23 protein-coding genes are annotated in these 22,473 nt (G+C 72.8%); 19 read left to right on the forward strand and 4 right to left on the reverse strand.

Going from position 1 to position 22,473, the window contains the following annotated elements; all coding sequences use genetic code 11:
- Positions 1–5: 5 nt before the first annotated feature.
- Both EDD26_RS09570 and EDD26_RS09575 read left to right on the forward strand, forming a co-directional pair.
- Complete coding sequence (locus EDD26_RS09570) at positions 6–1,379, forward strand: M16 family metallopeptidase (protein ID WP_123697512.1); 1,374 nt, start codon at positions 6–8, stop codon at positions 1,377–1,379.
- A gap of 64 nt (positions 1,380–1,443) precedes the next feature.
- Positions 1,444–2,046 (forward strand): histidine phosphatase family protein, encoded by a 603-nt coding sequence (locus EDD26_RS09575; RefSeq protein ID WP_123697513.1) that lies wholly within the window; start codon positions 1,444–1,446, stop codon positions 2,044–2,046.
- Between the two features lie 175 nt (positions 2,047–2,221).
- Here the strand turns inward: EDD26_RS09575 and EDD26_RS09580 are convergent, their stop codons facing one another.
- Positions 2,222–2,680: a GNAT family N-acetyltransferase gene (locus EDD26_RS09580; RefSeq protein ID WP_245989839.1), complete on the reverse strand. Its 459-nt coding sequence runs from the start codon at positions 2,678–2,680 to the stop codon at positions 2,222–2,224.
- Positions 2,681–2,745: 65 nt separating this feature from the next.
- On the opposite strand from EDD26_RS09580, the gene dapB reads away from it, so the two are divergent.
- The 4 genes from dapB to EDD26_RS09600 are packed head-to-tail and all read left to right on the forward strand — an operon-like array spanning position 2,746 to position 5,265.
- Positions 2,746–3,450: a 4-hydroxy-tetrahydrodipicolinate reductase gene (dapB, locus tag EDD26_RS09585; protein WP_123697514.1), complete on the forward strand. Its 705-nt coding sequence runs from the start codon at positions 2,746–2,748 to the stop codon at positions 3,448–3,450.
- Positions 3,447–3,947 (forward strand): hypothetical protein, encoded by a 501-nt coding sequence (locus tag EDD26_RS09590; protein ID WP_245989840.1) that lies wholly within the window; start codon positions 3,447–3,449, stop codon positions 3,945–3,947. The genes dapB and EDD26_RS09590 overlap by 4 nt, the downstream gene beginning before the upstream one ends.
- Positions 3,944–4,759, forward strand: a complete 816-nt coding sequence (locus EDD26_RS09595; protein ID WP_123697515.1) for a thymidylate synthase — start codon at positions 3,944–3,946, stop codon at positions 4,757–4,759. Before EDD26_RS09590 ends, EDD26_RS09595 begins: the two co-directional genes overlap by 4 nt.
- Before the next feature lie 8 nt (positions 4,760–4,767).
- Positions 4,768–5,265, forward strand: a complete 498-nt coding sequence (locus tag EDD26_RS09600) for a dihydrofolate reductase (protein WP_342769304.1) — start codon at positions 4,768–4,770, stop codon at positions 5,263–5,265.
- 1 nt (position 5,266) lies between these two features.
- Here the strand turns inward: EDD26_RS09600 and EDD26_RS09605 are convergent, their stop codons facing one another.
- Complete coding sequence (locus tag EDD26_RS09605; RefSeq protein WP_123697517.1) at positions 5,267–6,868, reverse strand: cell wall-binding repeat-containing protein; 1,602 nt, start codon at positions 6,866–6,868, stop codon at positions 5,267–5,269.
- Between the two features lie 104 nt (positions 6,869–6,972).
- Positions 6,973–8,547, reverse strand: coding sequence for a cell wall-binding repeat-containing protein (locus EDD26_RS14545; RefSeq protein ID WP_170165600.1), 1,575 nt, complete (start codon positions 8,545–8,547; stop codon positions 6,973–6,975).
- A gap of 172 nt (positions 8,548–8,719) precedes the next feature.
- Between EDD26_RS14545 and dapA the strand changes: the two genes are divergently transcribed.
- The 13 genes from dapA to dapF all read left to right on the forward strand — a co-directional run bounded on the left by dapA (position 8,720) and on the right by dapF (position 21,868).
- Positions 8,720–9,691: a 4-hydroxy-tetrahydrodipicolinate synthase gene (gene dapA / locus EDD26_RS09625; RefSeq protein ID WP_425453436.1), complete on the forward strand. Its 972-nt coding sequence runs from the start codon at positions 8,720–8,722 to the stop codon at positions 9,689–9,691.
- Between the two features lie 96 nt (positions 9,692–9,787).
- Complete coding sequence (locus tag EDD26_RS09630) at positions 9,788–11,461, forward strand: ribonuclease J (RefSeq protein ID WP_281273320.1); 1,674 nt, start codon at positions 9,788–9,790, stop codon at positions 11,459–11,461.
- Positions 11,462–11,528: 67 nt separating this feature from the next.
- Complete coding sequence (locus EDD26_RS09635) at positions 11,529–14,354, forward strand: DNA translocase FtsK (protein ID WP_123697520.1); 2,826 nt, start codon at positions 11,529–11,531, stop codon at positions 14,352–14,354.
- A 35-nt stretch (positions 14,355–14,389) separates the two neighbouring features.
- Positions 14,390–14,989 carry a CDP-diacylglycerol--glycerol-3-phosphate 3-phosphatidyltransferase gene (pgsA, locus tag EDD26_RS09640; protein ID WP_123697521.1) on the forward strand — a complete coding sequence of 200 codons (600 nt, stop codon included), beginning with the start codon at positions 14,390–14,392 and terminating at the stop codon, positions 14,987–14,989.
- Positions 14,986–15,525: a CinA family protein gene (locus EDD26_RS09645; RefSeq protein ID WP_170165601.1), complete on the forward strand. Its 540-nt coding sequence runs from the start codon at positions 14,986–14,988 to the stop codon at positions 15,523–15,525. The genes pgsA and EDD26_RS09645 overlap by 4 nt, the downstream gene beginning before the upstream one ends.
- Positions 15,526–15,646: 121 nt before the next feature.
- The gene (locus EDD26_RS09650) at positions 15,647–15,976 is read left to right on the forward strand and encodes a helix-turn-helix domain-containing protein (protein WP_123698528.1); all 330 of its coding nucleotides are present in this window, start codon (positions 15,647–15,649) and stop codon (positions 15,974–15,976) included.
- 10 nt (positions 15,977–15,986) lie between these two features.
- A complete protein-coding gene (locus EDD26_RS09655) occupies positions 15,987–16,208 on the forward strand; it encodes a DUF3046 domain-containing protein (RefSeq protein WP_123697523.1) in 222 nt (73 codons plus the stop codon).
- A gap of 159 nt (positions 16,209–16,367) precedes the next feature.
- Complete coding sequence (gene recA / locus EDD26_RS09660; RefSeq protein ID WP_123697524.1) at positions 16,368–17,438, forward strand: recombinase RecA; 1,071 nt, start codon at positions 16,368–16,370, stop codon at positions 17,436–17,438.
- Positions 17,435–18,031: a regulatory protein RecX gene (locus EDD26_RS09665; protein WP_123697525.1), complete on the forward strand. Its 597-nt coding sequence runs from the start codon at positions 17,435–17,437 to the stop codon at positions 18,029–18,031. Before recA ends, EDD26_RS09665 begins: the two co-directional genes overlap by 4 nt.
- 82 nt (positions 18,032–18,113) lie before the next feature.
- A complete protein-coding gene (locus tag EDD26_RS09670; RefSeq protein ID WP_123697526.1) occupies positions 18,114–18,584 on the forward strand; it encodes a hypothetical protein in 471 nt (156 codons plus the stop codon).
- Between the two features lie 40 nt (positions 18,585–18,624).
- The gene (gene miaB / locus EDD26_RS09675; RefSeq protein WP_123697527.1) at positions 18,625–20,100 is read left to right on the forward strand and encodes a tRNA (N6-isopentenyl adenosine(37)-C2)-methylthiotransferase MiaB; all 1,476 of its coding nucleotides are present in this window, start codon (positions 18,625–18,627) and stop codon (positions 20,098–20,100) included.
- Entirely contained in the window at positions 20,097–21,005 is a 909-nt protein-coding gene (gene miaA / locus EDD26_RS09680; protein ID WP_123697528.1) for a tRNA (adenosine(37)-N6)-dimethylallyltransferase MiaA, read from the forward strand. The genes miaB and miaA overlap by 4 nt, the downstream gene beginning before the upstream one ends.
- Positions 21,002–21,868, forward strand: coding sequence for a diaminopimelate epimerase (dapF, locus tag EDD26_RS09685; RefSeq protein WP_123697529.1), 867 nt, complete (start codon positions 21,002–21,004; stop codon positions 21,866–21,868). The genes miaA and dapF overlap by 4 nt, the downstream gene beginning before the upstream one ends.
- Here dapF and EDD26_RS09690 read toward each other — a convergent pair.
- A complete protein-coding gene (locus tag EDD26_RS09690; protein ID WP_425453437.1) occupies positions 21,852–22,463 on the reverse strand; it encodes a class I SAM-dependent methyltransferase in 612 nt (203 codons plus the stop codon). The genes dapF and EDD26_RS09690 overlap by 17 nt on opposite strands.
- Between the last annotated feature and the right edge of the window lie 10 nt (positions 22,464–22,473).

Below are 22,473 nucleotides of genomic sequence, written 5' to 3' on the forward strand. Positions count from 1 at the left end.
GACGGATGCCCGCAGTCCAGCTCCCGCTCGAGACCCCTGAGATCGCCATCGCAGCAGCGGGCGGTGCGCTCGTGCGCCGCGTCGTGCTGCCGAGCGGCGTGCGCGTGCTCACCGAGCGCGTGCCGGGGGCGCTGAGCGCGACGGTCGGCTTCTGGGTGCCGGTCGGCTCGCGCGACGAGCGCGACGACGCGCGCGGCGCCACGCACTTCCTCGAGCACCTGCTGTTCAAGGGCACGCCGACGCGGTCGGCGTTCGACATCGCGGTGGCCTTCGACGAGGTGGGTGGCGAGCACAACGCGCTCACCGCCAAGGAGCACACCTGCTACTACGCGAAGGTGCGCGACCGCGACCTGCCGATGGCGGTCGACGTGCTCGCCGACATGGTGACCTCGTCGCTGCTCGACCCCGACGAGTTCGAGCGCGAGCGAGACGTCATCCTCGAAGAGCTCGCGATGGCCGACGACGACCCGGGCGACGTCGCGGGGGAGCGGCTGAGCGAGCTCGTGCTCGGGCTCGAGGCGCCGCTCGGCCGGCCGATCGGCGGCACGCCCGCCTCGATCACCGAGGTCTCGCGCGACCGGGTCGCCGAGCACTACCGCGAGCACTACGCCGCGGGTGACCTCGTCGTCACCGTCGCGGGCGCCGTCGACCACGACGCGGTCGTCGAGCAGCTGCAGCTCGCGCTCGTGCGCTACGGCTGGTCCCTCGGCGCCGCGAGCCCGCGGCCGCGGCGCGACCGCGCGGCCCAGCCCTACGCGGCCGGCGGGCTGACCGTCGTGCAGCGTCCGCTCGAGCAGGTGAGCCTCATGATCGGCACGCCCGGCATCACCGCGACCGACCCCCGGCGCGGCGCGATGGCGGTGCTCAACGCCGTCCTCGGGGCCGGCATGTCGTCGCGGCTCTTCCAGGAGATCCGCGAGAAGCGCGGCCTCGCCTACTCGGTCTACTCCTACGCATCCGGCTACGCCGACGCCGGCCTCATGGGCATGGCGGCCGCGTGCGCGCCGCGGAAGACGCTCGAGGTGGCGCAGCTCATGCTCGGCGAGCTCGAGCGGCTCGCCGACGGCGCGAGCGACGAGGAGCTGCGGCGCGCGAAGGGCCAGCTCGCGGGCGGCTCGGCGCTCGCGCTCGAGGACTCCGACACGCGCATGTCGCGGCTCGGCCGGGCCGAGCTGACGCTCGGGGAGTTCCTGGACATCGACGCGACGCTCGAGCGCATCGATCGCGTCACCGACGCGGATGTGCGCGCGCTCGCCGCCGAGCTGGCATCCGGATCCCGCTCGATCGCGGCCGTCGGCCAGGTGCCGGAGGGCCTCGACACGCAGCTCGTGTCCCCCGGCTCGGCTAGGGTGGATGGAGCGGCCGCAGCCGCTCCATGACGATCACGAGGGCATTGACGCGCCCTGCACGGACCGGCGCATCGATGCGCCGAGTGGAGGAACGATGGCGCACCTGCTCTACCTGGTACGACATGGGGAGCAGGTCGACGCAGAGCACGGCGTCGAGGACGGCAGGCTCTCGCCGCGCGGCGTCCGGCAGGCGCACGCCATCGCCCAGCGGCTCTCGGGCGTGCACTTCGACAGCGCCTGGACGTCGCCGCTGCTGCGCGCGACCGAGACCGCAGCGATCATGCAGCAGCGGCTCCCGGCGGTCGAGTTCGAGCCGTCGTCGCTGCTGCTCGACTGCATCCCGTCGGGGCTCGAGCCGGACACGCCGCTGCCCTTCCAGTCGTTCCTGAAGAGCATCCGGCCCGCGGAGGCCGAGGCGGGCGCCGCGCAGATGCACGACGCGGCGGAGCACTGGCTGCGCCCGTCGCGCGGCGACGTCAACGAGCTGCTCATCACCCACAACTTCGTCATCGGCTGGTTCGTGCGCGAGGTCATGCAGTCGCCGCACTGGCAGTGGATGGGCCTCAACCAGGCGAACTGCGGCCTGACGATCATCCGGCGGCGCTCGGGCAAGCCGCCGCAGCTCGTCGTGCACAACGACCTCGGCCACCTGCCGCCGGAGGACCGCACCGGCCTCCCGATCCCGCAGCCGTACTAGCGGCGGAGCCAGCGAGCCCCGACCGACCCGCCGCGCCCCTCCGCGCCCCTCCGCACAACGCAAGCCCGCGGGTCCCGTCGCGCGGCTGACGGAGGGCCACTCCGTGGGCGGCGCGCCGATCGTCGATCGGGCTTGCGTTGTGCACGGGTGCGGATGCCGCGACCCGGAGGTGCGCTCAGGCGAGCGGCTTGCGGAACCAGGTCGTCGCGTTCGGGTTGTCGTTGTAGGCGGGCACGGATGCGTAGCCCCGGGTCGTGTAGAGCCGGTTCGCAGCCGTCAGCGCGCTGTTCGTGTCGAGCACGACCTCGGTCGCGCCGAGCTCGACCGCCCGCGCCTCGAGCGCGGTGAGCAGCGACGCGCCCGTGCCCATGCCGCGGCCCGCCGGTGCCACGTAGAGGTGCTTCACCTCGAACCGCTCCGGCGACAGCCGGCGCAGCGCGCCGCAGCCCACCGGCTCGCCGTCCGACCAGGCGACGAGGAACGCGCCCTCGGGGGCGCGCAGCGTCGCGGGGTCCGCGGGCTTCGGCGTGTAGACGCCGCCCACGAACGAGATCGCGCGGTCCGAGAAGTAGGCGCGCAGCAGGGCCTGCGCGACGGCGGAAGCGGGGTCCTCGGGTGCGATCGTGACAGCCACCCGTCAAGCCTACGACCGGTCCCCGCCCGCGGTCGCCGCGCGGGCGGGGCCGTAGGCTTGACGCCATGGCAGGCACCAGGCGCATCGGCATCGCGGGCTCGACCGGCAGGCTCGGCGCCCTGGCGCTCCGGTTGGTCGCTGCAGCCGACGACCTCGAGCCGGTGGAGCTCGACGTGCGCGAGGGCCTCGACCTGTCGGGGCTCGACGCGGTCTTCGACGCGACCGTGCTCGATGCGAGCGAGCGGCTCGTCGACGCCGCCGTCGACGCGGGCGTGCCCGTCGTCGTCGGCACGAGCGGATGGACGCAGGAGCGCATCGGCGACCTGCGCGACCGCGGCGCGGAGGGCATCCGCATCGTGCCCAACTTCTCGCTCGGCAGCGTGCTCGAGACGCACCTCGCGACGATCGCCGCCCGGCACTTCACCGCGGTCGAGGTCGTCGAGGCCCATCACGACCGCAAGCGCGACGCCCCGAGCGGCACGGCGACCCGCACGGCCGAGGCGATCGGCGCGGTGCGCGGCTTCCGGCCCGCGACCCCCGATGAGCCCGGCCGCGGCACGATCATCGCCGGCGTGCCCGTGCACGCCCTCCGCCTCCCGGGCGTCGTCGCGCGCCAGGAGATCGTCTTCGGCGGCACGGGGGAGACCCTCACGATCCGGCACGACACGACCTCGAGCGACTCGTACAGCGCCGGCATCCTGCTCGCGCTGCGCGCCGAGCGGCAGCCGGGCGTGACCGTCGGCATCGACGACCTGCTGGGCTTGTCGTGACCGATCGCCCCGCCGCGCGCGTCGGCCTCCGCAAGTCCGTCGCGCTCGCGATGGCGGCGCTGCTCGCGCTCTACGTCATCCTCGCGGGCGACCGCGCGGTGCGGTTCATCGCGACGGGTGAGCCCCTCGCGATCGTCGTCGGCGTCGCGGTCGTCGTCACCTTCCTCGCGGGCGCATGGGCGCTCGTCCGCGAGGTCGTGTTCGGCGCGCAGCTCGAGCGCGCCGTCGCGGAGCTCGAGGCCGAGGGCGGCATGCCCGCGCCGCTGCCCGGCACGCCGTCGGGCCGCGCCGACAAGGACGCCGCCGAGCAGGCGTTCCCGATCGCGAAGGCCGACGTGGAGGCGAACCCGGAGTCGTGGGCATCGTGGCTGCGGCTGTCGATGGCCTACGACGCGGCGCGCGACCGCCGCCGCGCGCGACACGCTGCCCGCACATCCCTCGGCCTGCGCCGGCAGCTGCGGCGGCTGCGGAAGACTGGACGCCAGGAGGCATCATGACCCCGAACGAGCCCGGAGCGCACCCCTACGAGGAGCTCCTCGCCGACGTGCTCGCGCACGGCGAGCACAAGAGCGACCGCACCGGCACCGGCACGCGCTCGGTGTTCGGCCGCCAGCTGCGCTTCGACCTGTCGAAGGGCTTCCCGCTCATCACCACGAAGCGCGTGCACTTCAAGTCGATCGCGCTCGAGCTGCTCTGGTTCCTGCGCGGCGACTCCAACGTGCGCTGGCTGCAGGAGCGGGGCGTCACGATCTGGGACGAGTGGGCCGACGCGGATGGCGAGCTCGGCCCGGTCTACGGCGTGCAGTGGCGCTCGTGGCCGACGCCCGGCGGCGAGACGATCGACCAGATCCAGCAGGTCATCGACGAGATCCGCCGCAACCCCGACTCGCGCCGGCTGATCGTCTCGGCGTGGAACCCGGCCGACATCCCGAGCATGGCGCTCGCGCCCTGCCACGCGCTGTTCCAGTTCTACGTCGCCGACGGGAAGCTGTCGTGCCAGCTGTACCAGCGGTCGGCCGACATGTTCCTCGGCGTGCCCTTCAACATCGCCAGCTACGCGCTGCTGACGCACCTCATCGCCGAGCAGACCGGCCTCGAGGTGGGCGACTTCATCTGGACCGGGGGCGACTGCCACATCTACGACAACCACGTCGACCAGGTCACCGAGCAGCTCTCGCGCGAGCCGTTCCCGCTGCCGACCCTGCGGCTGCGGACGCATCGCGACTCGGTGCTCGACGTCGAGTACGACGACCTCGAGGTCGTCGGCTACGAGCACCACCCGGCGATCAAGGCGCCCGTGGCGGTCTGATGCTCGGCATGATCTGGGCGCAGGCGCGCGACGGTGTGATCGGCGAAGCGGGCGACATGCCGTGGCGCCTGCCGGAGGACATGGCGCGCTTCAAGGCGATCACCACGGGGCACCCGGTCGTGATGGGCCGCCGCACCTGGGAGTCGTTCCCGGAGCGCTTCCGCCCGCTGCCCGACCGCGACAACATCGTCATCACCTCCGACCACGACTACGTCGCACCGGGTGCCCGCATCGTGCGGAGCCTCGACGACGCGCTCGAGACCGCGTGCGCGATCGGCGACGAGGTGTGGATCATCGGCGGGGGCCGCGTCTACCGCGACGCGATGGACCGCGCCGATCGGCTCGAGGTCACCGACATCGACCTCGACGCATCCGGCGACACGACAGCGCCCGTCGCGGACGCGTCGTGGCGCGAGGTCGCGCGCGACCCGGCCGAGGGGTGGCACGTCAGCCGCACGGGCCTCCGCTACGCCTACCGCACCCTCGAGCGGGCCGCGCGCCGCTGACCTACTGCAGGTCGAGCGACCAGTCGTCGGTCGCGTAGACGCTCAGGATGCTCGGCCCGGGGCCGATCGGCACGCGCTGCGTGCCGGCACCCATCTCGACGACGAGGTAGCCGTCGAAGACGCCGTCCTGCTGGAAGAGCTCCCATGCGACGAAGGTGTCGCTGCCGCTGTACTTCGCGACCACCTCCGACGAGGATGCGCCGAACAGGTAGACGGCGTCGGAGTCGCCGGACGCGCTGCGCTGGAAGTCCGGCGCGTGCCGGACGTCGAGCACCTCGATGGTCCAGTCGCCGGTCGCGGTGATCCGGATCGACCGCGTCGACGGGCTGAGCTTGCCCTCGAAGAGGACGGTGCCCCGGTACGCGCCGGGCTGGTCGACCAGCAGCTCGTCCTCCGCGCCGTCCGCACCGAGCGTCACGGCACGGTGGTGGCCGGCGTCGGCGAAGGTCATCCGCACGATGCCCGTGGGCAGCGTGGCGCCGAGGTCGATCGTGCGCGAGCCGGAGCCGGCGTACCAGCGCGGCGCGAACGTGCCGTACTCGGCGCCCATGGACGCCTGCAGCGACGTGAAGACGGGGCACGGCCCGAGCGACATCGCGGGATCGGTGAGCGACGCCGCGCTGCCGAGCCCCATGATCGTCTGGATGCCGCGACCGAGCGCCTCGCCGCGGAGGATGTCGGCGCGGTAGTCCTGGCAGCCGCCGGGGGAGAGGAACATCGGCGCCTGGCGCAGCGCGGCGTGGACGGCCCCTGCGAGCGCGTCGGGGAAGTTCTCGCCCGTGGCGACGAGCATCGTCGGGTCGCTCGGGGACGTCGGCGCGAAGGCGCGGTTGATCTCGATCGCGGTGAGGAAGCGGTCGGAACCCGCGTAGCGGTCGACGCTCAGGGGGCCGGCGCCGCGGAGCGCTGCCTCGTCTGCGGCGCTCACCGACGGCGTGCCGCCCGCGATGCGGACCGGGATGCCCTGCACGACGCCGCGCACGCGGTCGAGCCACGCGCTCGCACCCGCGGTCGTGCCGTCGTGGTAGTCGAGCACGATCGCACCGCGGTCGCGGCCGGCGACGGACGCCGCGACGAGCGCATCCGGGAAGGTGTGGCCGGATGCGACCCAGACGTTCGTGACGGGGCCCTGCGAGGCCAGGCGCTCGAGCAGCAGGAGCGAGGTCTCGACGCGGTCGCGTCCGCCGAGGCGCTCGACCTCCGCGTCCGTGGCGGCCTCGAGCTGGGTGGCGACGTTCGCCGAGATCGAGGCCTCGGAACCGACGATGACGATCGTGGCCGGGTCGATCGCCTCGATCCGCGCCATCGTGGTGGCGTCGACCGCCTCGGGGCGGGTCAGCAGCAGGTGGCCGCCCTCCGCCGCGACCACCGGAGCGGCGGCGAGCGCGTCGGGGAACTTCAGGCCGGAGGCGAGGTAGACGGTGCCCCGCGGCGCTGCCCATCCCTCGGTCCACTTGGAGACCTCGACCGCCGTCGCGAAGCGGTCCGCGCCCTGGATGCGGATCGTGGACACCGCCTCGGCCGATGGGGCCGTCGAGAGCGGGGCCGCGACGAGCGCGAGTGCGAGGACGAGGGCGAGGGCGATGCGCTTGACGGCTGCCACGGCGGCTCCATTCGAGTCGGTGCGCCGCGGCGCGCGGCTGTCCGAATCCTATGCTTGCCGAAAGCGCAAGAAGAGCCCCGATCGCATTGCGATTCGGTAACGGCCTAGCGGAACCTGAGCGTCCAGGAGTCCTCGGCCATCACGCCGAGCACCGACGGGCCGGCGCGCAGCTGGCCCGAGCTCGTGAACGGCTCGCAGCACGCCGAGAACGGCCATGCCTGCGTCGCGTAGGGGCCCGCGACCTCCCGCACCCCGAAGAACGACGCCCCGCTGCTGCTCGCCTCGACCGTGCGGGCGACGCCGCCGTACAGGTACACCGCGTCGGCGCTGCCGCTCGCGGAGCCGGTCAGCACGGGCGCGCTCGTAAGGTCGCTGACCTGGATCGTCCACGAGCCGGCCGACGTCACCTGGAGGAAGCGCGCCGGCGTGGCGCGGCTGTCGACCGCGAGCAGCGACGTGCCCGCGTAGGCGCCCGTGATCGACAGCGGCAGGTCGACGAGCTGGTGGCCGGCGTCGAGCGCGCCGATCTGGTTCATGCCGCCGCTCGGCATGCTGGCGCGGATCTGGGCGAAGGGGATGCCCGCACCGAGATCGATGACCCGGTCGCCCGTGCCGCTGTAGGAGCGGGCCGCGAACCTGCCGTACGCGTCGCCCACCTCGTCGGCGAGCGTGCGGGGGCACGGCCCGAGGGAGAGCGACGTGTTGCTGATCGTGGTGGCGGTGCCCAGGCCGATCACCCGGGTGATGCCGCGCTGGGTCGCCTCGCCGCGGAGCATGTCGGCGATCGCCGTGTTGCAGGTGCCGGTCGTCAGGTACATGGGCACGCCGCGGAGCGAGGCGTGCACGGCCCCGGAGAGGGCGTCCGGGAAGTTGCTGCCGGTGGTGAGGAGCATCGTCGGCTCGGCCGGCGTCGCGGCGAACGCGTCGTTGATGATGCGCGCTGTCGTGTAGCGGTCCTGCCCGGCGTAGCGCGTGACGGATGCGGCGCCGGCACCGCGGAGGGCCTGCGCGTCGGCGGCGCTCACCGAGGGCTCGCCGCCCGCGATCCGCACGTGGCGACCGCTGACGGCGGGACGCACCCGGTCGGCCCAGGCCCGCGCCGACGCCGCGTCGGCGGCGTGGTGGTCGAGCACGACGGCCGCCCGGGCCCGTCCGGCGACGGATGCCGCCACGAGCGCGTCGGGGAAGTCGAAGCCGGAGGCGACCCAGACGGTGCTGACCGCGCCGCGCGCCGCGAGCCGGTCGAGCAGCCGCAGCGACGTGTCGACGCGGTCCACGCCGCCGATGCGGGTGACGCGCGCGCCGCTGATGCCCGCCGCCTGCGAGGCGACGGCGGCCGAGACGGAGGCCTGCGAGCCGACGACCACGATCTCGGTCGGCCGGAGCTCGCCGATGCGCTGGGCCACGATGGCCGGCAGCTGGCCGGGCGCGGTCAGCAGCAGGTGCGCCCGCTCCGCCGCCGCGACCGGGCCGGCGGCGAGCGCATCCGGGAACTTCTCGCCGTTCGCGAGGAACACCGTGGTGCCGGCGTTCGTGGCGCGCGAGATGGCGACGCTCGTCGCGTAGCGGTCCGCACCGGCGTAGCGCTCGGTCGTCACCGCCTCGGCAGGCGCGGCAGCGGTGGTGAGACCGGCGACCACGAGGGCGAACGCGGCGGCGATGGAGATGAGGGCGCGCATGGCTGTCCTTGATGCTGAGGCGATGGTGCGGCGATCCTGCGCTTGCGGCGATGTGCAGCCTGCGCATGATCTGCTACCAGTGTCGCATGCGAACGATGTTGCAGAATTGCGTTTCTTGCATCTCTGCATCGGGCCAGGACCCGCTGCACGCATGGCGCGGTACCCTGGGAGGGTGAACGCCAATCCCTTCGGCCAGGTGCTCGTCGCGCTCGTGACCCCGATGGGCGTCGATGGCGAGGTCGACTGGGACGACGTCGAGCGGCTCATCGACGACGTCGTGACGAACGGCGCCGACGGCATCGTCGTCTCCGGCACGACCGGCGAGACGTCGACGCTCACGGACCCCGAGAAGATCCGCCTCGTCGAGGTTGCGAAGGCCGTCGCGGGGGACCGGGCGAAGATCATCCAGGGCGGCGGCTCGAACGAGACCGCGCACGCGATGGACCTCTACCGGCAGGCCGAGCTCGCGGGCGCCGACGGCGTGATGATCGTGACGCCGTACTACAACAAGCCGACGCAGTCGGGCATCCTCACGCACTTCCGGATGATCGCCGACGCGACCGATCTGCCGGTCATCCTCTACGACATCCCCGGCCGGTCGGGCATCCCGATCCGCTTCGAGACCCTCGTCCGCGCCGCCAAGCACCCGAACATCCTCGCTGTGAAGGACGCCAAGGGCGACTTCGCCGAGGTGAGCCGCGTGCTCAACCAGACCGACCTGCTCTACTTCTCGGGCGACGACGCGAACGTGCTGCCGCACCTCGCGATCGGCGCCTCCGGCCTCATCGGGGTGACCGCCAACATCGCCCCGCGTCCGTACCGCACCATGATCGACGCGGTGAACGCGGGCGACCTGCACACGGCGCAGGAGCAGCACAAGGCGCTCGAGCCGCTCGTGCGCGCCACCATGACGCACGTGCCCGGCACGGTCGCCAGCAAGTACATCCTCCACGGCCTCGGCCGCATCGGCAGCCCGCGCGTGCGCCTGCCGCTCGTCGGCCCCGAGGACACCGAGGCCGCGCTCATCGAGGACGAGATCGCCCTCGTCCGGGGCGTCGACGGCCTCGACCTCAGCCGCTTCCGGCCGGACCGCAACGCGGCCGCCGGCGGCGCGCTGCCCAAGGTGCACGGCACCACGCGATAGCCCCGCAGGCTCCGCCCCGCAGACGACAGCGCGCCCGGCGCGCGCACCCCACCGCATCCGCTCGCCGCACGGCGGGCTCCATACGAAGGAGGGCCATTGACGGCCATCATCCAGCCTGCCCCGCTCGAGGCAGGCACGCTCCGCATCATCCCGCTCGGCGGCCTCGGCGAGGTCGGCCGCAACATGACCGTCTACGAGCTCGACGGCAAGCTGCTCATCGTCGACTGCGGCGTGCTCTTCCCCGAGGAGCACCAGCCCGGCGTCGACCTGATCCTGCCCGACTTCGGGCCCATCCGCGACCGCCTCGACGACGTCGTCGGCGTCGTGCTCACGCACGGGCACGAGGATCACATCGGCGCGGTGCCCTACCTGCTGCGCCTCAAGGCCGACATCCCCCTGCTCGGCTCGCAGCTGACGCTCGCCCTCATCGAGGCGAAGCTCAAGGAGCACCGCATCAAGCCCTACACGCACACGGTGCGCGAGGGCCAGATCGAGCAGCTCGGCCCGTTCGAGACCGAGTTCATCGCCGTCAACCACTCCATCCCCGACGCGCTCGCGGTCGCGATCCGCACGCGTGCCGGACTCGTGCTCCACACCGGCGACTTCAAGATGGACCAGCTGCCGCTCGACGACCGCATCACCGACCTGCGCGCCTTCGCGCGGCTCGGCGAGGAGGGCGTCGACGCGTTCCTGGTCGACTCGACGAACGCCGACGTGCCCGGCTTCACCGCGCCCGAGCGCGAGATCGGCCCGGTCATCTCGCAGGTGATCGCGAAGACCACCGGCCTCGTCGTCGTCGCCTCGTTCTCGAGCCACGTGCACCGCGTGCAGCAGGTCCTGGACGCGGCGGCCGAGAACGGCCGCAAGGTCGCGTTCGTCGGCCGCTCGATGGTGCGCAACATGGGCATCGCCGCCGAGCTCGGCTACCTCAAGGTGCCGGACGGCGTCGTCATCGAGCAGAAGCGCGCCGAGAACCTGCCGCCGCGCGAGGTCGTCTACATGTCGACCGGCTCGCAGGGCGAGCCGATGGCCGTGCTGAGCCGCATCGTGAACGGCGAGCACCGCATCGAGGTCGGCGCGGACGACACCGTCATCCTCGCGTCGAGCCTCATCCCGGGCAACGAGAACGCGGTCTTCCGCATCATCAACGGGCTCATGCAGCTCGGCGCGAAGGTCGTGCACAAGGGCTCCGCGAAGGTGCACGTCTCGGGCCACGCGTCCGCCGGCGAGCTGCTCTACTGCTACAACATCCTGGGACCCGCCAACGTCATCCCGGTGCACGGCGAGTACCGCCACCTGCACGCGGCGGCGCAGCTCGCGATCGACACCGGCGTGCCGCGCGAGCGTGCGTTCGTGGGCGAGAACGGCACCGTCTGGGACCTCAAGGACCACCGGATCCGCGTGGCCGGCCAGGTCGAGATCGGCTTCGTCTACGTCGACGGCTCCTCCGTCGGCCGCATCGACGAGGCCGACCTCAAGGACCGGCGGATCCTCGCCGAGGAGGGCTTCATCTCGATCTTCATCGCGCTGGAGCCGCAGACCGGCAAGGTCATCGTCGGGCCGGAGATCCACGCCCGCGGCTTCGCCGAGGACGACAAGGTCTTCGACGAGATCCGCCCGAAGATCGTCAAGGCGCTCGCTGAGGCGGGGGAGCAGGGCGTGCGCGACCAGCACCAGTACCAGCAGGTCGTGCGCCGCACGGTCGGCCGCTGGGTCGGCACGCGCATCCGCCGCCGCCCGATGATCGTCCCGGTGGTCATCGAGGCCTAGGCGTCGCATCGACGCCGCCGCGGAGCGCCTCCGCGGCGGCGTCGGCGCCCGCGCTTAGGGTGTGCGCATGTCCACGACCAAGCCGACGCGCCCGCGTTCGACCAGCGCCGCCTCGAAGGGCAAGGGTGCCACCGCGACCACGAAGGTGCAGCGCACGCGCGGGGCCACCGCGCAGCCGACCTTCGAGGACCACGGTCCCGGCGTCGGCCAGCGCGTCTGGATGGGCCTCGCCCACGCCACCGGCGCCGGCGCGCGGGTGTTCGGCCGCGAGTCGCTCGCGAAGGACGAGCGCCGCGACGGCGTGCCGTTCCTGCTGACGCTGCTCGCCATCGCGGGCGCCATCGTGGAGTGGATCCTGCCGACCAGCCCGGTCGCGCAGGCGATCTCCGCCTACACGTTCGGCGGGCTCTTCGGCCAGGTCGCGATCGCGCTGCCCGTCGTGCTCGTGCTGCTGGCGCTGTGGATGTTCCGGCACCCGGCCTCCGTGAGCGACAACGGCCGCGTCGGGGTCGGCCTTGCCATGCTGCTCATCGCCGTCGCCGGCCTCTGCCACGTCGTGCTCGGCATGCCGGACGCCTCGCTCGGCATGCCCGCGCTCGCCGACGCCGGCGGCATCCTGGGATGGGTCATCGCCGCGCCGCTCGCCGCGCTCGTCACCGGCATCGGCGCCGGCATCATCTGCGGCCTCATCGCCGCCTTCGCGGTGCTCGTCATCACCCGCACCGCCCCCAACCGCATCCCCGACCGCCTCCGCGAGCTCTACGGCTACCTGTTCGGCGTCGAGACCGCGACGCCCGAGGAGCGCGAGACCGCGCGCCGCGAGCGCCGCGACGCCAAGGAGCTCGCCAAGGCGGAGGCCGCCCAGATCGCCGACGACGAGCTCGTCGACGATCCCGACGCGCTGCCGTTCTGGCGCCGCAACGCCACAGGCCGCGAGGTCGACCCCGCCTACGACACCCCGGTGCTCGTCGACCGCGAGCAGCCGACCACGCACGTCGACCGCGTGCCGGCCGCCGTCGTCGAGCCGCTGCCGGCCGCCGACGCCGACGAGCACGACGACTACGCCACGGCTGTGCTCGCCTCGCTCGAGCAGGCCGAGGAGGCGATGCGCAAGCACACCGGCGAGATCGTCGGCGACGACGAGGCCGTCGAGGTCGCGGATGCCGTGGCGCCGGCCGCGCCCGCCGCGCCCCCGCGCGAGCGCCCCTACCGCCTGCCCTCGATCGCCTCGCTCGGTCAGGGCGACCCGCCCAAGGCGCGCTCGGCCGCGAACGACGAGATCGTCGCCTCCCTCACGCAGGTGCTCAGCTCGTTCAACGTCGACGCGAAGGTCACCGGCTTCTCGCGCGGCCCGACCGTCACGCGCTACGAGGTCGAGGTCGCGCCCGGCGTCAAGGTCGAGCGCGTCACGGCCCTGTCGAAGAACCTCTCCTACGCCGTCGCGTCGAACGAGGTCCGTATCCTCTCGCCCATCCCGGGCAAGAGCGCGATCGGCATCGAGATCCCGAACCCAGACCGCGAGATCGTCAAGCTCGGCGACGTGCTGCGCTCGCGCGCGGCCGCCGACTCGAAGCACCCGATGACGATCGGCATCGGCAAGGACGTCGAGGGCGGCTACGTCGTCGCGAACCTCGCGAAGATGCCCCACCTGCTCGTCGCCGGCTCGACCGGCTCCGGCAAGTCGTCGTTCGTGAACTCGATGATCACGAGCCTGCTCATGCGCTCGACCCCCGCCGATGTGCGGATGGTGCTCGTCGACCCGAAGCGCGTCGAGCTCACGGCCTACCAGGGCGTGCCGCACCTCATCACCCCGATCATCACGAACCCCAAGAAGGCGGCAGAGGCGCTGCAGTGGGTCGTGAAGGAGATGGACATGCGGTACGACGACCTCGCGTCGTTCGGCTACAAGCACATCGACGACTTCAACAAGGCCGTGCGCGCCGACGAGATCGTGCTGCCCGCCGGCAGCCAGCGCGCGCTCAAGCCCTACCCGTACCTGCTCGTCGTCGTCGACGAGCTCGCCGACCTCATGATGGTCGCACCGCGCGACGTCGAGGACTCGATCGTGCGCATCACCCAGCTCGCCCGCGCGGCCGGCATCCACCTCGTGCTCGCGACGCAGCGCCCCTCGGTCGACGTCGTCACCGGACTCATCAAGGCGAACGTGCCGAGCCGCTTCGCGTTCGCGGTCTCGAGCGTCACCGACTCGCGCGTCATCCTCGACCAGCCGGGCGCCGACAAGCTCATCGGCCAAGGCGACGGCCTCTTCCTGCCCATGGGCGCGAACAAGGCGATGCGCGTGCAGGGCGCCTGGGTCGACGAGGCCGAGATCCAGCGCGTCGTCCAGCACGTCACCGGGCAGGCGCAGCCCGAGTACCGCGACGACGTCGCCGAGGTCGCCGAGAAGCGCGAGATCGACAGCGACATCGGCGACGACCTCGAGGACCTCTGCGCCGCGGCGGAGCTCGTCATCTCGACGCAGTTCGGCTCGACGTCGATGCTGCAGCGCAAGCTGCGCGTCGGCTTCGCGAAGGCCGGTCGACTCATGGACCTGCTCGAGTCCCGCGAGATCGTCGGTCCGTCGGAGGGGTCGAAGGCGCGCGACGTGCTCGTGCCGCCGGACAACCTCGCCACGGTGCTCGCGTCGCTGCGCGGGGAGGGCCCGACCGCTGCGCCGCGCGCGGCCGCCGCGCCGGCGCCGGCGCCCGCGCCCGCGTCGCGGGAGGACAGCGCCGACGACGTTGACGACGCCGCGGACGACGACGGCGCCGCCTGGATCGAGGCCGACGACCGCTACGCCGACCCGTTCGACGAGGCGAACCGCGACGGGCTGGAGGTCGTGGAGGCCGACGACGACGACCAGGACGCCTGGTCGCTCACGGGCCGCGACTGACCGACCCGCTCGGCTCGAGTCGGTAGCCTCGCAGCATGGGGATCCTCAGTCCGTGGCGCGGCCGCATCTGGCGGCGCGGCGACGAGCCGGCGAGCGTCGCCAGCGTGCCCAACCTCATCTCGTTCGCGCGCATCCTGCTCACCCCGGTCTTCATCGTCGTCGCGCTCACGAACCCCGAGCCCTCGCTCGCGCGCACGATGGCGGCCGTGCTGTTCGCGGTGCTGATCGCCACCGACTTCGTCGACGGGCAGATCGCGCGCGGACGCGGCCTCGTGACCGATCTCGGCAAGCTCATCGACCCGATCGCTGACAAGGCCATCACCGGCAGCGCGTTCGTCGTGCTCTCGCTGCTCGGGGAGCTGCCCTGGTGGATCACGATCGTGGTGCTCGTGCGGGAGGTCGGCATCACCGTGTACCGGCTCGTGGTGGCGCAGCAGGTGGTCATCGCGGCCGATTGGGCCGGCAAGGCCAAGACGATGGCGCAGGCGATCGCGCTGCCGCTCGCGCTGCTGCCGCTGCAGGCGTGGCTGGGGGACTGGGCGGTGTGGGTGTGCGTCGTCACGATGACGATCGCCGTCGCCCTCACGGTCTACTCGGGGATCGAGTTCGTGGTGCACGCAGTGAGAGGACGATGATGGAAGCACAGGAGCTGGCCGCCCGGATCGTCGCGCGAGCCGCGGCGCGGGGCGTGACGATCGCGGTGGCAGAGTCGCTCACCGGCGGCCTGGTCGCGGAGACGCTCGTCCGCACGCCGGGCGCCTCGGTCGTGCTGCGGCTCGGCGTCGTGGCCTACGCGACGGAGATGAAGCAGCGGGTGCTGCACGTGCCGGCGTCGCTGCTGGCGGAGCGCGGCGCGGTGGACCCCGACGTGGCGATCTGGATGGCGAGGGGCGTGCGGCAGCTCGCGGCGCTCGACCGGTCGGCATGCACGATCGGGCTCGGGACGACCGGCGTCGCAGGCCCGGGCGCGCAGGACGACCACCCGCCGGGCGAGTTCCACATCGGCATCGAGCTCGAGACGAACGACGGGCTCGTCGCCGAGGCGTCGTCGCACGTCGTGCTCGGCGACCGTGAGGCCGTGCGGCACGCGGCGCTCGAGGCGGCGCTCGCGGACCTCGACGCCGCGCTCGATCGCACCGACCTCGTGATGCACAGCGAATCCACATCCTGACCAGGGGCCGGTGCGGAATGCCGGATGTGACACTGATGTTGTCAACATCGAACCGAGCACGGCTGGGCGCAGGGAGCCTGCGACTATGCTGATGCATCCGGCCACGGTGAAGGGGGAGACCATGGTGCTGGTACGACAGGAGATCGGCGACGTCCTGCGCGACGTCCGCCTCCGACAGGGCAGGACGCTGCGCCAGGTCGCCTCGCGCGCCTCGGTCGCGCTGGGCTATCTCAGCGAGGTCGAGCGCGGTCAGAAGGAGGCCTCGAGCGAGATCCTCGCCTCGGTCGCCGACGCCCTCGAGGTGCCGCTGTCGAAGATCCTCCGAGAGGTGGGCGACCGGCTCGCGGTGCTCGAGGGGCTCAGCTACGGCGAGCTCGACTCGATCGGCTCGACGGTGCCCGACACGCTGCCCGACGAGCTCGTGGCGGAGTTCGACGCGGCCGTCCGCTGAGGGAGCGCGGGTGAGGACGAGCGAGCTGCAGCTCGCGGTCACAGAGGAATTCGGCGCCCTCGGCGCGGTGCTCATGACCGACATGACGCTGGGGAGCCTCGGCGGCCGCACGGCCGCTGAGGCCCTTGCCGCCGGTGTGCCCGCGCGCGCCATCTGGCAGGCGCTGTGCGACGCGAAGGACGTGCCGGCCGAGCGCCGCCACGGCCGCGGGATGCGCGCGCCGCGCGCCTGAGCGGGGTCGCGACACGCCGCCCGTCGTTCGAAGACTCGTTCGATGCGCGCGTAGGCTGATGAGGCACGACGGCACCGTCATCCACAGGCGGGTGCTGGGGCCGCACGCATGTCAGCGGCCCGCCGTAGCGTGAGCGCACCACCGACGGAAGGCCCAGCAATGCCCACACCCGCAGACCGCGAGAAGTCCCTCGAGGCGGCGCTCGCCCAGATCGACCGCCAGTTCGGCAAGGGATCGGTGATGCGCCTCGGCAGCGAGGAGCGCGCACCGGTCGAGACCATCTCCACCGGCTCGATCGCGCTCGACGTCGCGCTCGGCATCGGCGGACTGCCGCGCGGCCGCATCGTCGAGATCTACGGCCCCGAGTCCTCCGGCAAGACCACGCTCACGCTGCACGCGATCGCGAACGCGCAGAAGGCCGGCGGCATCGCCGCCTTCATCGACGCGGAGCACGCGCTCGACCCCGAGTACGCGAAGAAGCTCGGCGTCGACATCGACGCGCTGCTCGTCTCGCAGCCCGACACGGGCGAGCAGGCGCTCGAGATCGCCGACATGCTCGTGCGCTCCGGCTCGATCGACCTCGTCGTCATCGACTCCGTCGCGGCGCTCGTGCCGCGCGCCGAGATCGAGGGCGAGATGGGTGACAGCCACGTCGGCCTGCAGGCCCGCCTCATGTCGCAGGCGCTCCGCAAGCTCACCGGTGGGCTCAACCAGACGCAGACGACGATGATCTTCATCAACCAGCTGCGCGAGAAGATCGGCGTCTTCTTCGGCAGCCCCGAGACGACCGCGGGCGGCAAGGCGCTGAAGTTCTACGCGTCGGTGCGGCTCGACATCCGTCGCATCGAGACGCTCAAGGACGGCACCGAGGCGGTCGGCAACCGCACGCGCGTCAAGGTCGTGAAGAACAAGATGGCCCCGCCCTTCCGGCAGGCCGAGTTCGACATCCTCTACGGCATCGGCGTCTCGCGCGAGGGCAGCCTGATCGACTTCGGCGTCGAGCACGGCATCGTCCGCAAGTCGGGCGCCTGGTACACCTACGACGGCGACCAGCTCGGCCAGGGCAAGGAGAAGGCCCGGCAGTTCCTCATCGAGAACCCCGACATCGCGGCCGAGATCGAGCGTCAGATCCTGACGAAGCTCGGCATCGGCGCCGGCAAGCCAGCAGCCGAGGCGCAGGGCAGCGTCGAGTCGCTCGACGCACGCAGGCAGGGGCGCCAGGGCGCGTGAGCGACTCCGACCGTCTGGCGGGCGTCACCGAGCTCTCGGCCTGGGTCGCCCGCGACGCCGAGCGCGACGCGGAGGGGTTCGGCGACGAGCCAGCGGCGATGGAGCCCGTCGACGAGGAGTCGGCGCGCTCCATCGCCCTGCGCGCGCTCGGCCGCCGCGCAGCGAGCCGGCAGGAGCTCGACCGCACGCTCGAGCGGCGCGACGTCGAGCCGGAGGTGCGGGCCGCCGTGCTCGACCGGCTCGAGGCCGAGGGGCTCGTCGACGACGCGCAGCTGGCCCGCGACACTGCGGAGCGGCTGCGCGAGCGCAAGCACCTGGGCGAGCGCGGCGTGGCGGCAGAGCTGCGCAAGCGCGGCCTCGACCCCGACGAGCTCGACGAGGCGGATCGTGACGACGAGCTCCAGCGCGCGATCGACGCCGCTGCCGAGCGACGACGCCGTTCGGGGAGCCTCGACGACGAGACGGCCGAGCGCCGCCTCACCGGCTACCTGCAGCGGCGCGGCTTCTCCGGCGGCACGGTGAGGATCGCGATCGAGCGCACGAGGCCGCAGCGATCCAGGGGCCCGAGCACGCAGGGGCCGCGGTTCCGCTGACCGATCGGCAGAGAGCACCGACCGGAAGAAAACTCAGCGCGTGTGCAGGTACGAACGCTCAGCCGCAGGATAGGTTGCTCCCATGAAGACGACCCGCCTCCTCGCTGTCCCCGCCCTCGCAGGCGCCTCGCTGCTCGCACTGACGGGCTGCATCCAGCTGCCTCCGATGGGCGGCGCACCCGTGGCCACGCAGGCACCGGTCGTCTCGGGCGACCCCGGCTCCGGCGACCCCGGCGCGGGCACCGGCGACCTCGCCGGCACGAGCTGGACCGGTGACTTCAACGGCCAGGTGACCGACATCGCCTTCACCCTCAACGAGGACGGCACGATCGACTTCGCCGACTGGGCGGGGAGCGAGTTCGACTCGCCCGGCGACGTGTGGACGCTCAGCGGCGACACGCTCGACATGACCATCACGCAGATCTCCGTCGACGAGAGCGGCAGCGAGACGTTCGACGTGTCGCTCTCCGGCACGGCCACCGACGGCTCGATGAGCCTGTCGGGCCAGGGCACCGACGGGAACACCTACGAGCTGAACGCGACGCAGGGCTGACGAGCGCAGCGCTCGATCGAGCGCGGGTAGCCTGGGCGACATGTCCGTGATCGCTCCAGCGCGCACCTACGAGGTCAAGACGTTCGGCTGCCAGATGAACGTCCACGACTCGGAGCGCCTGCGCGGCTCGCTCGAGGCGGCGGGCCTCGTCGAGGCGGAGGACGGCGCGCCCGACGTCGTCGTCATCAACACCTGCGCGGTGCGCGAGAACGCCGACCAGCGGCTCTACGGGCACCTGGGGCAGCTCGCCAAGACCAAGCGCGAGCGGCCCGGCTTCCAGATCGCGGTGGGCGGCTGCCTCGCGCAGAAGGACCGCTCGACGATCGTCGAGCGCGCGCCCTGGGTCGACGTCGTCTTCGGCACGCACAACATCGGCTCGCTGCCGACGCTGCTCGAGCGCAGCCGCCACAACGGCGAGGCGGAGGTCGAGATCCTCGAGGCGCTCGAGGTGTTCCCGTCGACGCTGCCCTCGAAGCGGGAATCCACCTACGCGGGCTGGGTGTCGATCTCGGTCGGGTGCAACAACACGTGCACGTTCTGCATCGTGCCGTCGCTCCGCGGCAAGGAGCGCGACCGCAGGCCCGGCGACGTGCTCGCCGAGCTGCAGGCGCTCGTCGACGACGGCGTCGTCGAGGTCACGCTCCTGGGCCAGAACGTCAACTCGTACGGTGTCGAGTTCGGCGACCGACTCGCGTTCGGCAAGCTGCTGCGGGCCGCGGGCGAGATCGACGGCCTCGAGCGCATCCGCTTCACGAGCCCGCACCCGGCGGCGTTCACCGACGACGTGATCGACGCGATGGCCGAGACGGATGCGGTGATGCCGCAGCTCCACATGCCGCTGCAGTCGGGCTCCGACCGTGTGCTGCGCGCGATGCGGCGCTCCTACCGCTCGACCCGGTTCCTCGGCATCCTCGACCGGGTGCGCGAGCGCATCCCGCACGCGGCGATCACGACCGACATCATCGTCGGCTTCCCCGGTGAGACCGAGGAGGACTTCGCCGAGACGCTCCGGGTCGTCGAGGCGTCGCGCTTCGCGTCGGCGTTCACGTTCCAGTACTCGATCCGGCCGGGCACCCCTGCGGCGACGATGCCCGACCAGGTGCCGAAGGAGGTCGTGCAGGAGCGCTTCGAGCGCCTCGTCGCGCTCCAGGACCGCATCGCCTTCGAGGAGAACCGCGCGCAGGTCGGCCGCACGGTCGACGTGCTCGTCTCGAACAGCGAGGGCAGGAAGGACGTGACGACGCACCGGCTCAGCGGCCGCGCCGAGGACAACCGGCTGGTGCACTTCGCGCCCGGCGCCGACGTGCCGCGCCCCGGCGACGTCGTGACGGTGGCCGTCACGCACGCGGCGCCGTTCCACCTCATCGCCGACGACGGGCCGGTCGCGCTGCGGCGCACGCGCGCGGGCGACGCGTGGGATCGCGCGCAGGCGGACTCGTGCGCCGTGCCGGCGCCCGTCGCCGGCGGCGGCCCGCGCCCCGTCTCCCTCGGCCTGCCCGTGCTCCGCGCCACGTGACCCTCATCGCCGTCATCGGGGCCACCGGCACCGGCAAGACGGCGACGTCGCTCGACATCGCCGACGCCGTCGCGCGCCTCGGCGGAACCGCCGAGATCGTCAACTGCGACGCGATGCAGCTGTACCGCGGCATGGACATCGGCACAGCGAAGGCGGGCGTCGACGAGCGCCGCGGCCATCCGCACCACCTGCTCGACGTGCTCGAGCCCTGGCAGGACGCCGCCGTGCCGGCCTACCGCGATGCCGCGCTGGGAGCGATCGCGGCGATCGAGGCGCGCGGCGCCGTGCCGATCCTGGTCGGCGGCAGCGGCCTCTACGCCTCGAGCGTGCTCTACGACTTCGCCTTCCCCGCGACGGACGCAGCGCTCCGCGCCGCCCTCGAGGCCGAGCTCGAGGCGTCGGGCGCAGCGGCGATGCACGCGCGGCTCGCGGCCGTCGACGCGAGCGCCGCCGCCGCGATCGGCCCGCACAACGGCAGGCGGCTCGTGCGCGCGCTGGAGGCGGTCACGCTCACCGGCGAGCCCTTCCGCGTGGGGCTGCCGCCCGAGAAGTCGCTCGTGCGGCCGACGATCATCCAGCACGTGCGCGCGGACCGCGCCGCGCTCGTCGAGCGCCTCGACGCGCGCGTCGCGGGCATGTGGGCGCTCGGCATCGTCGACGAGGCGCGCGCGCTGCGCGAGGCCGGTATCGAGCGGGGCACGACCGCGCAGCAGGCGATCGGCTACCGCCAGGCGCTCGACCAGCTCGACGGGCGCATCGACGAGGCGGAGGCGGTGGAACGCACGCAGGCGCTCACGCGCCGCTACGCCCGCCGCCAGGTGTCGTGGTTCCAGCGCTACCCGGCCGCGCCCCCGATGGACTCGGCCGAGCTCGCGCGCCGAGCGGTCGGTAGCCTGGGAGCATGACGCAGGTGATCCCGCAGGGCTTCTCGAAGGGGCACGGGACCGGCAACGACTTCGTGCTGGTCGCCGACGCCGACGGCAGCGCGCCGCTCACGCCCGAGCGCGTCCGCGCGCTCGCCGACCGGCGCTTCGGCGTCGGCGGCGACGGCGTCATCCGCGCGGTGCGTGCGGGCGCCACGGGCGTCGCGATCCTCGACAGCGCGGCCGAGGGCACCTGGGCGATGGACTACTGGAACGCCGACGGCAGCGTGAGCGAGATGTGCGGCAACGGCGTGCGCGTGTTCGTGCGCTACCTGCTCGAGGCGGGGCTCGAGGAGCTGCCGGACGGCGGTGCGATCGACGTGGCCACGCGCGCGGGCGTCAAGCGCGTCGTGCGCCGCGGGGAGCTGCTCTCCGTCGACCTCGGCCCCTTCGAGCTCGGCGAGATGGCCCTGGTCGCCGCCGACGGGCTGGAGGTCGACCGGCCGGGCCTGCTGGTGTCGACCGGCAACCCGCACGTCGTGGTCGCCCTCGCGAGCGAGGACGAGCTGGCCGGCCTCGACCTGCACCGGGCGCCGTCGCTCGACCCGGCACCCGTCGACGGCGCGAACGTCGAGTTCGTCGTGCCCGGGGCGATCGCCGACGGCATCGGCTCGATCCGCATGCGCGTGCACGAGCGGGGCGTCGGCGAGACGCTCTCCTGCGGCACGGGCGCCGTCGCCGCGGCGATGGCGACCCGGCACTGGTCGGGGGACGCCGCCGACCGCTGGATCGTCGACGTGCCGGGCGGCCGGCTCGAGGTCGACGTCGACGAGCGCGGCCACGCCTGGCTCACCGGGCCCGCCGAGATCGTCTTCCGCGGAGAGACGCTCAGTCCGGCGCGGTGACGGCGATGATGCGGTACGTCTTCCGGGAGTCGGCGCGCTCGACGTCGAAGCCCTCGAAGCGCTCCGCGAGCCACCGCAGCAGCGAGTCGGCGCCGAGGTGCTTCTGCACCACGAGCCACGCCGTGGCCCCGGGCGCCAGCCGCGGGATCCACCGCTCCAGCAGCGCGTGCAGCTCGGCCTTGCCGATGCGGATGGGCGGGTTCGACCAGATGACGTCGAACCGCACGTCCTCCGGCACGAGCTCGGGCGAGGCGGCCGTGATGTTCGATATGCTGAGCAGCTCGGCATTCCGCTCCACGAGCGAGAGCGCTCGGGCATTGACGTCGACCGCCCACACGCGGGCGGCGGGGGAGCGGAGCGCGAGCGTCGTGGCGATCGGCCCCCAGCCGCAGCCCAGGTCCAGCAGCTCGCCGGCCTCGGGGGGTGCGGGCACGGCATCCAACAGCACCGCGGTGCCGACGTCGAGGCGGTCTCCGGAGAAGACACCGGTGGCCGTGACCATCTCCCGCTCCTCGCCCGCGATGGGCACCCGGATGGTCCGGATGGACGAGGGCGCGGCGGGATCGGGTGAGAAGTAGTGGTCCGGCACGGACACGACAGTAGCG

Origin of the sequence: Agrococcus jenensis (assembly GCF_003752465.1) — a bacterium.
Lineage (GTDB): Bacteria > Actinomycetota > Actinomycetes > Actinomycetales > Microbacteriaceae > Agrococcus > Agrococcus jenensis.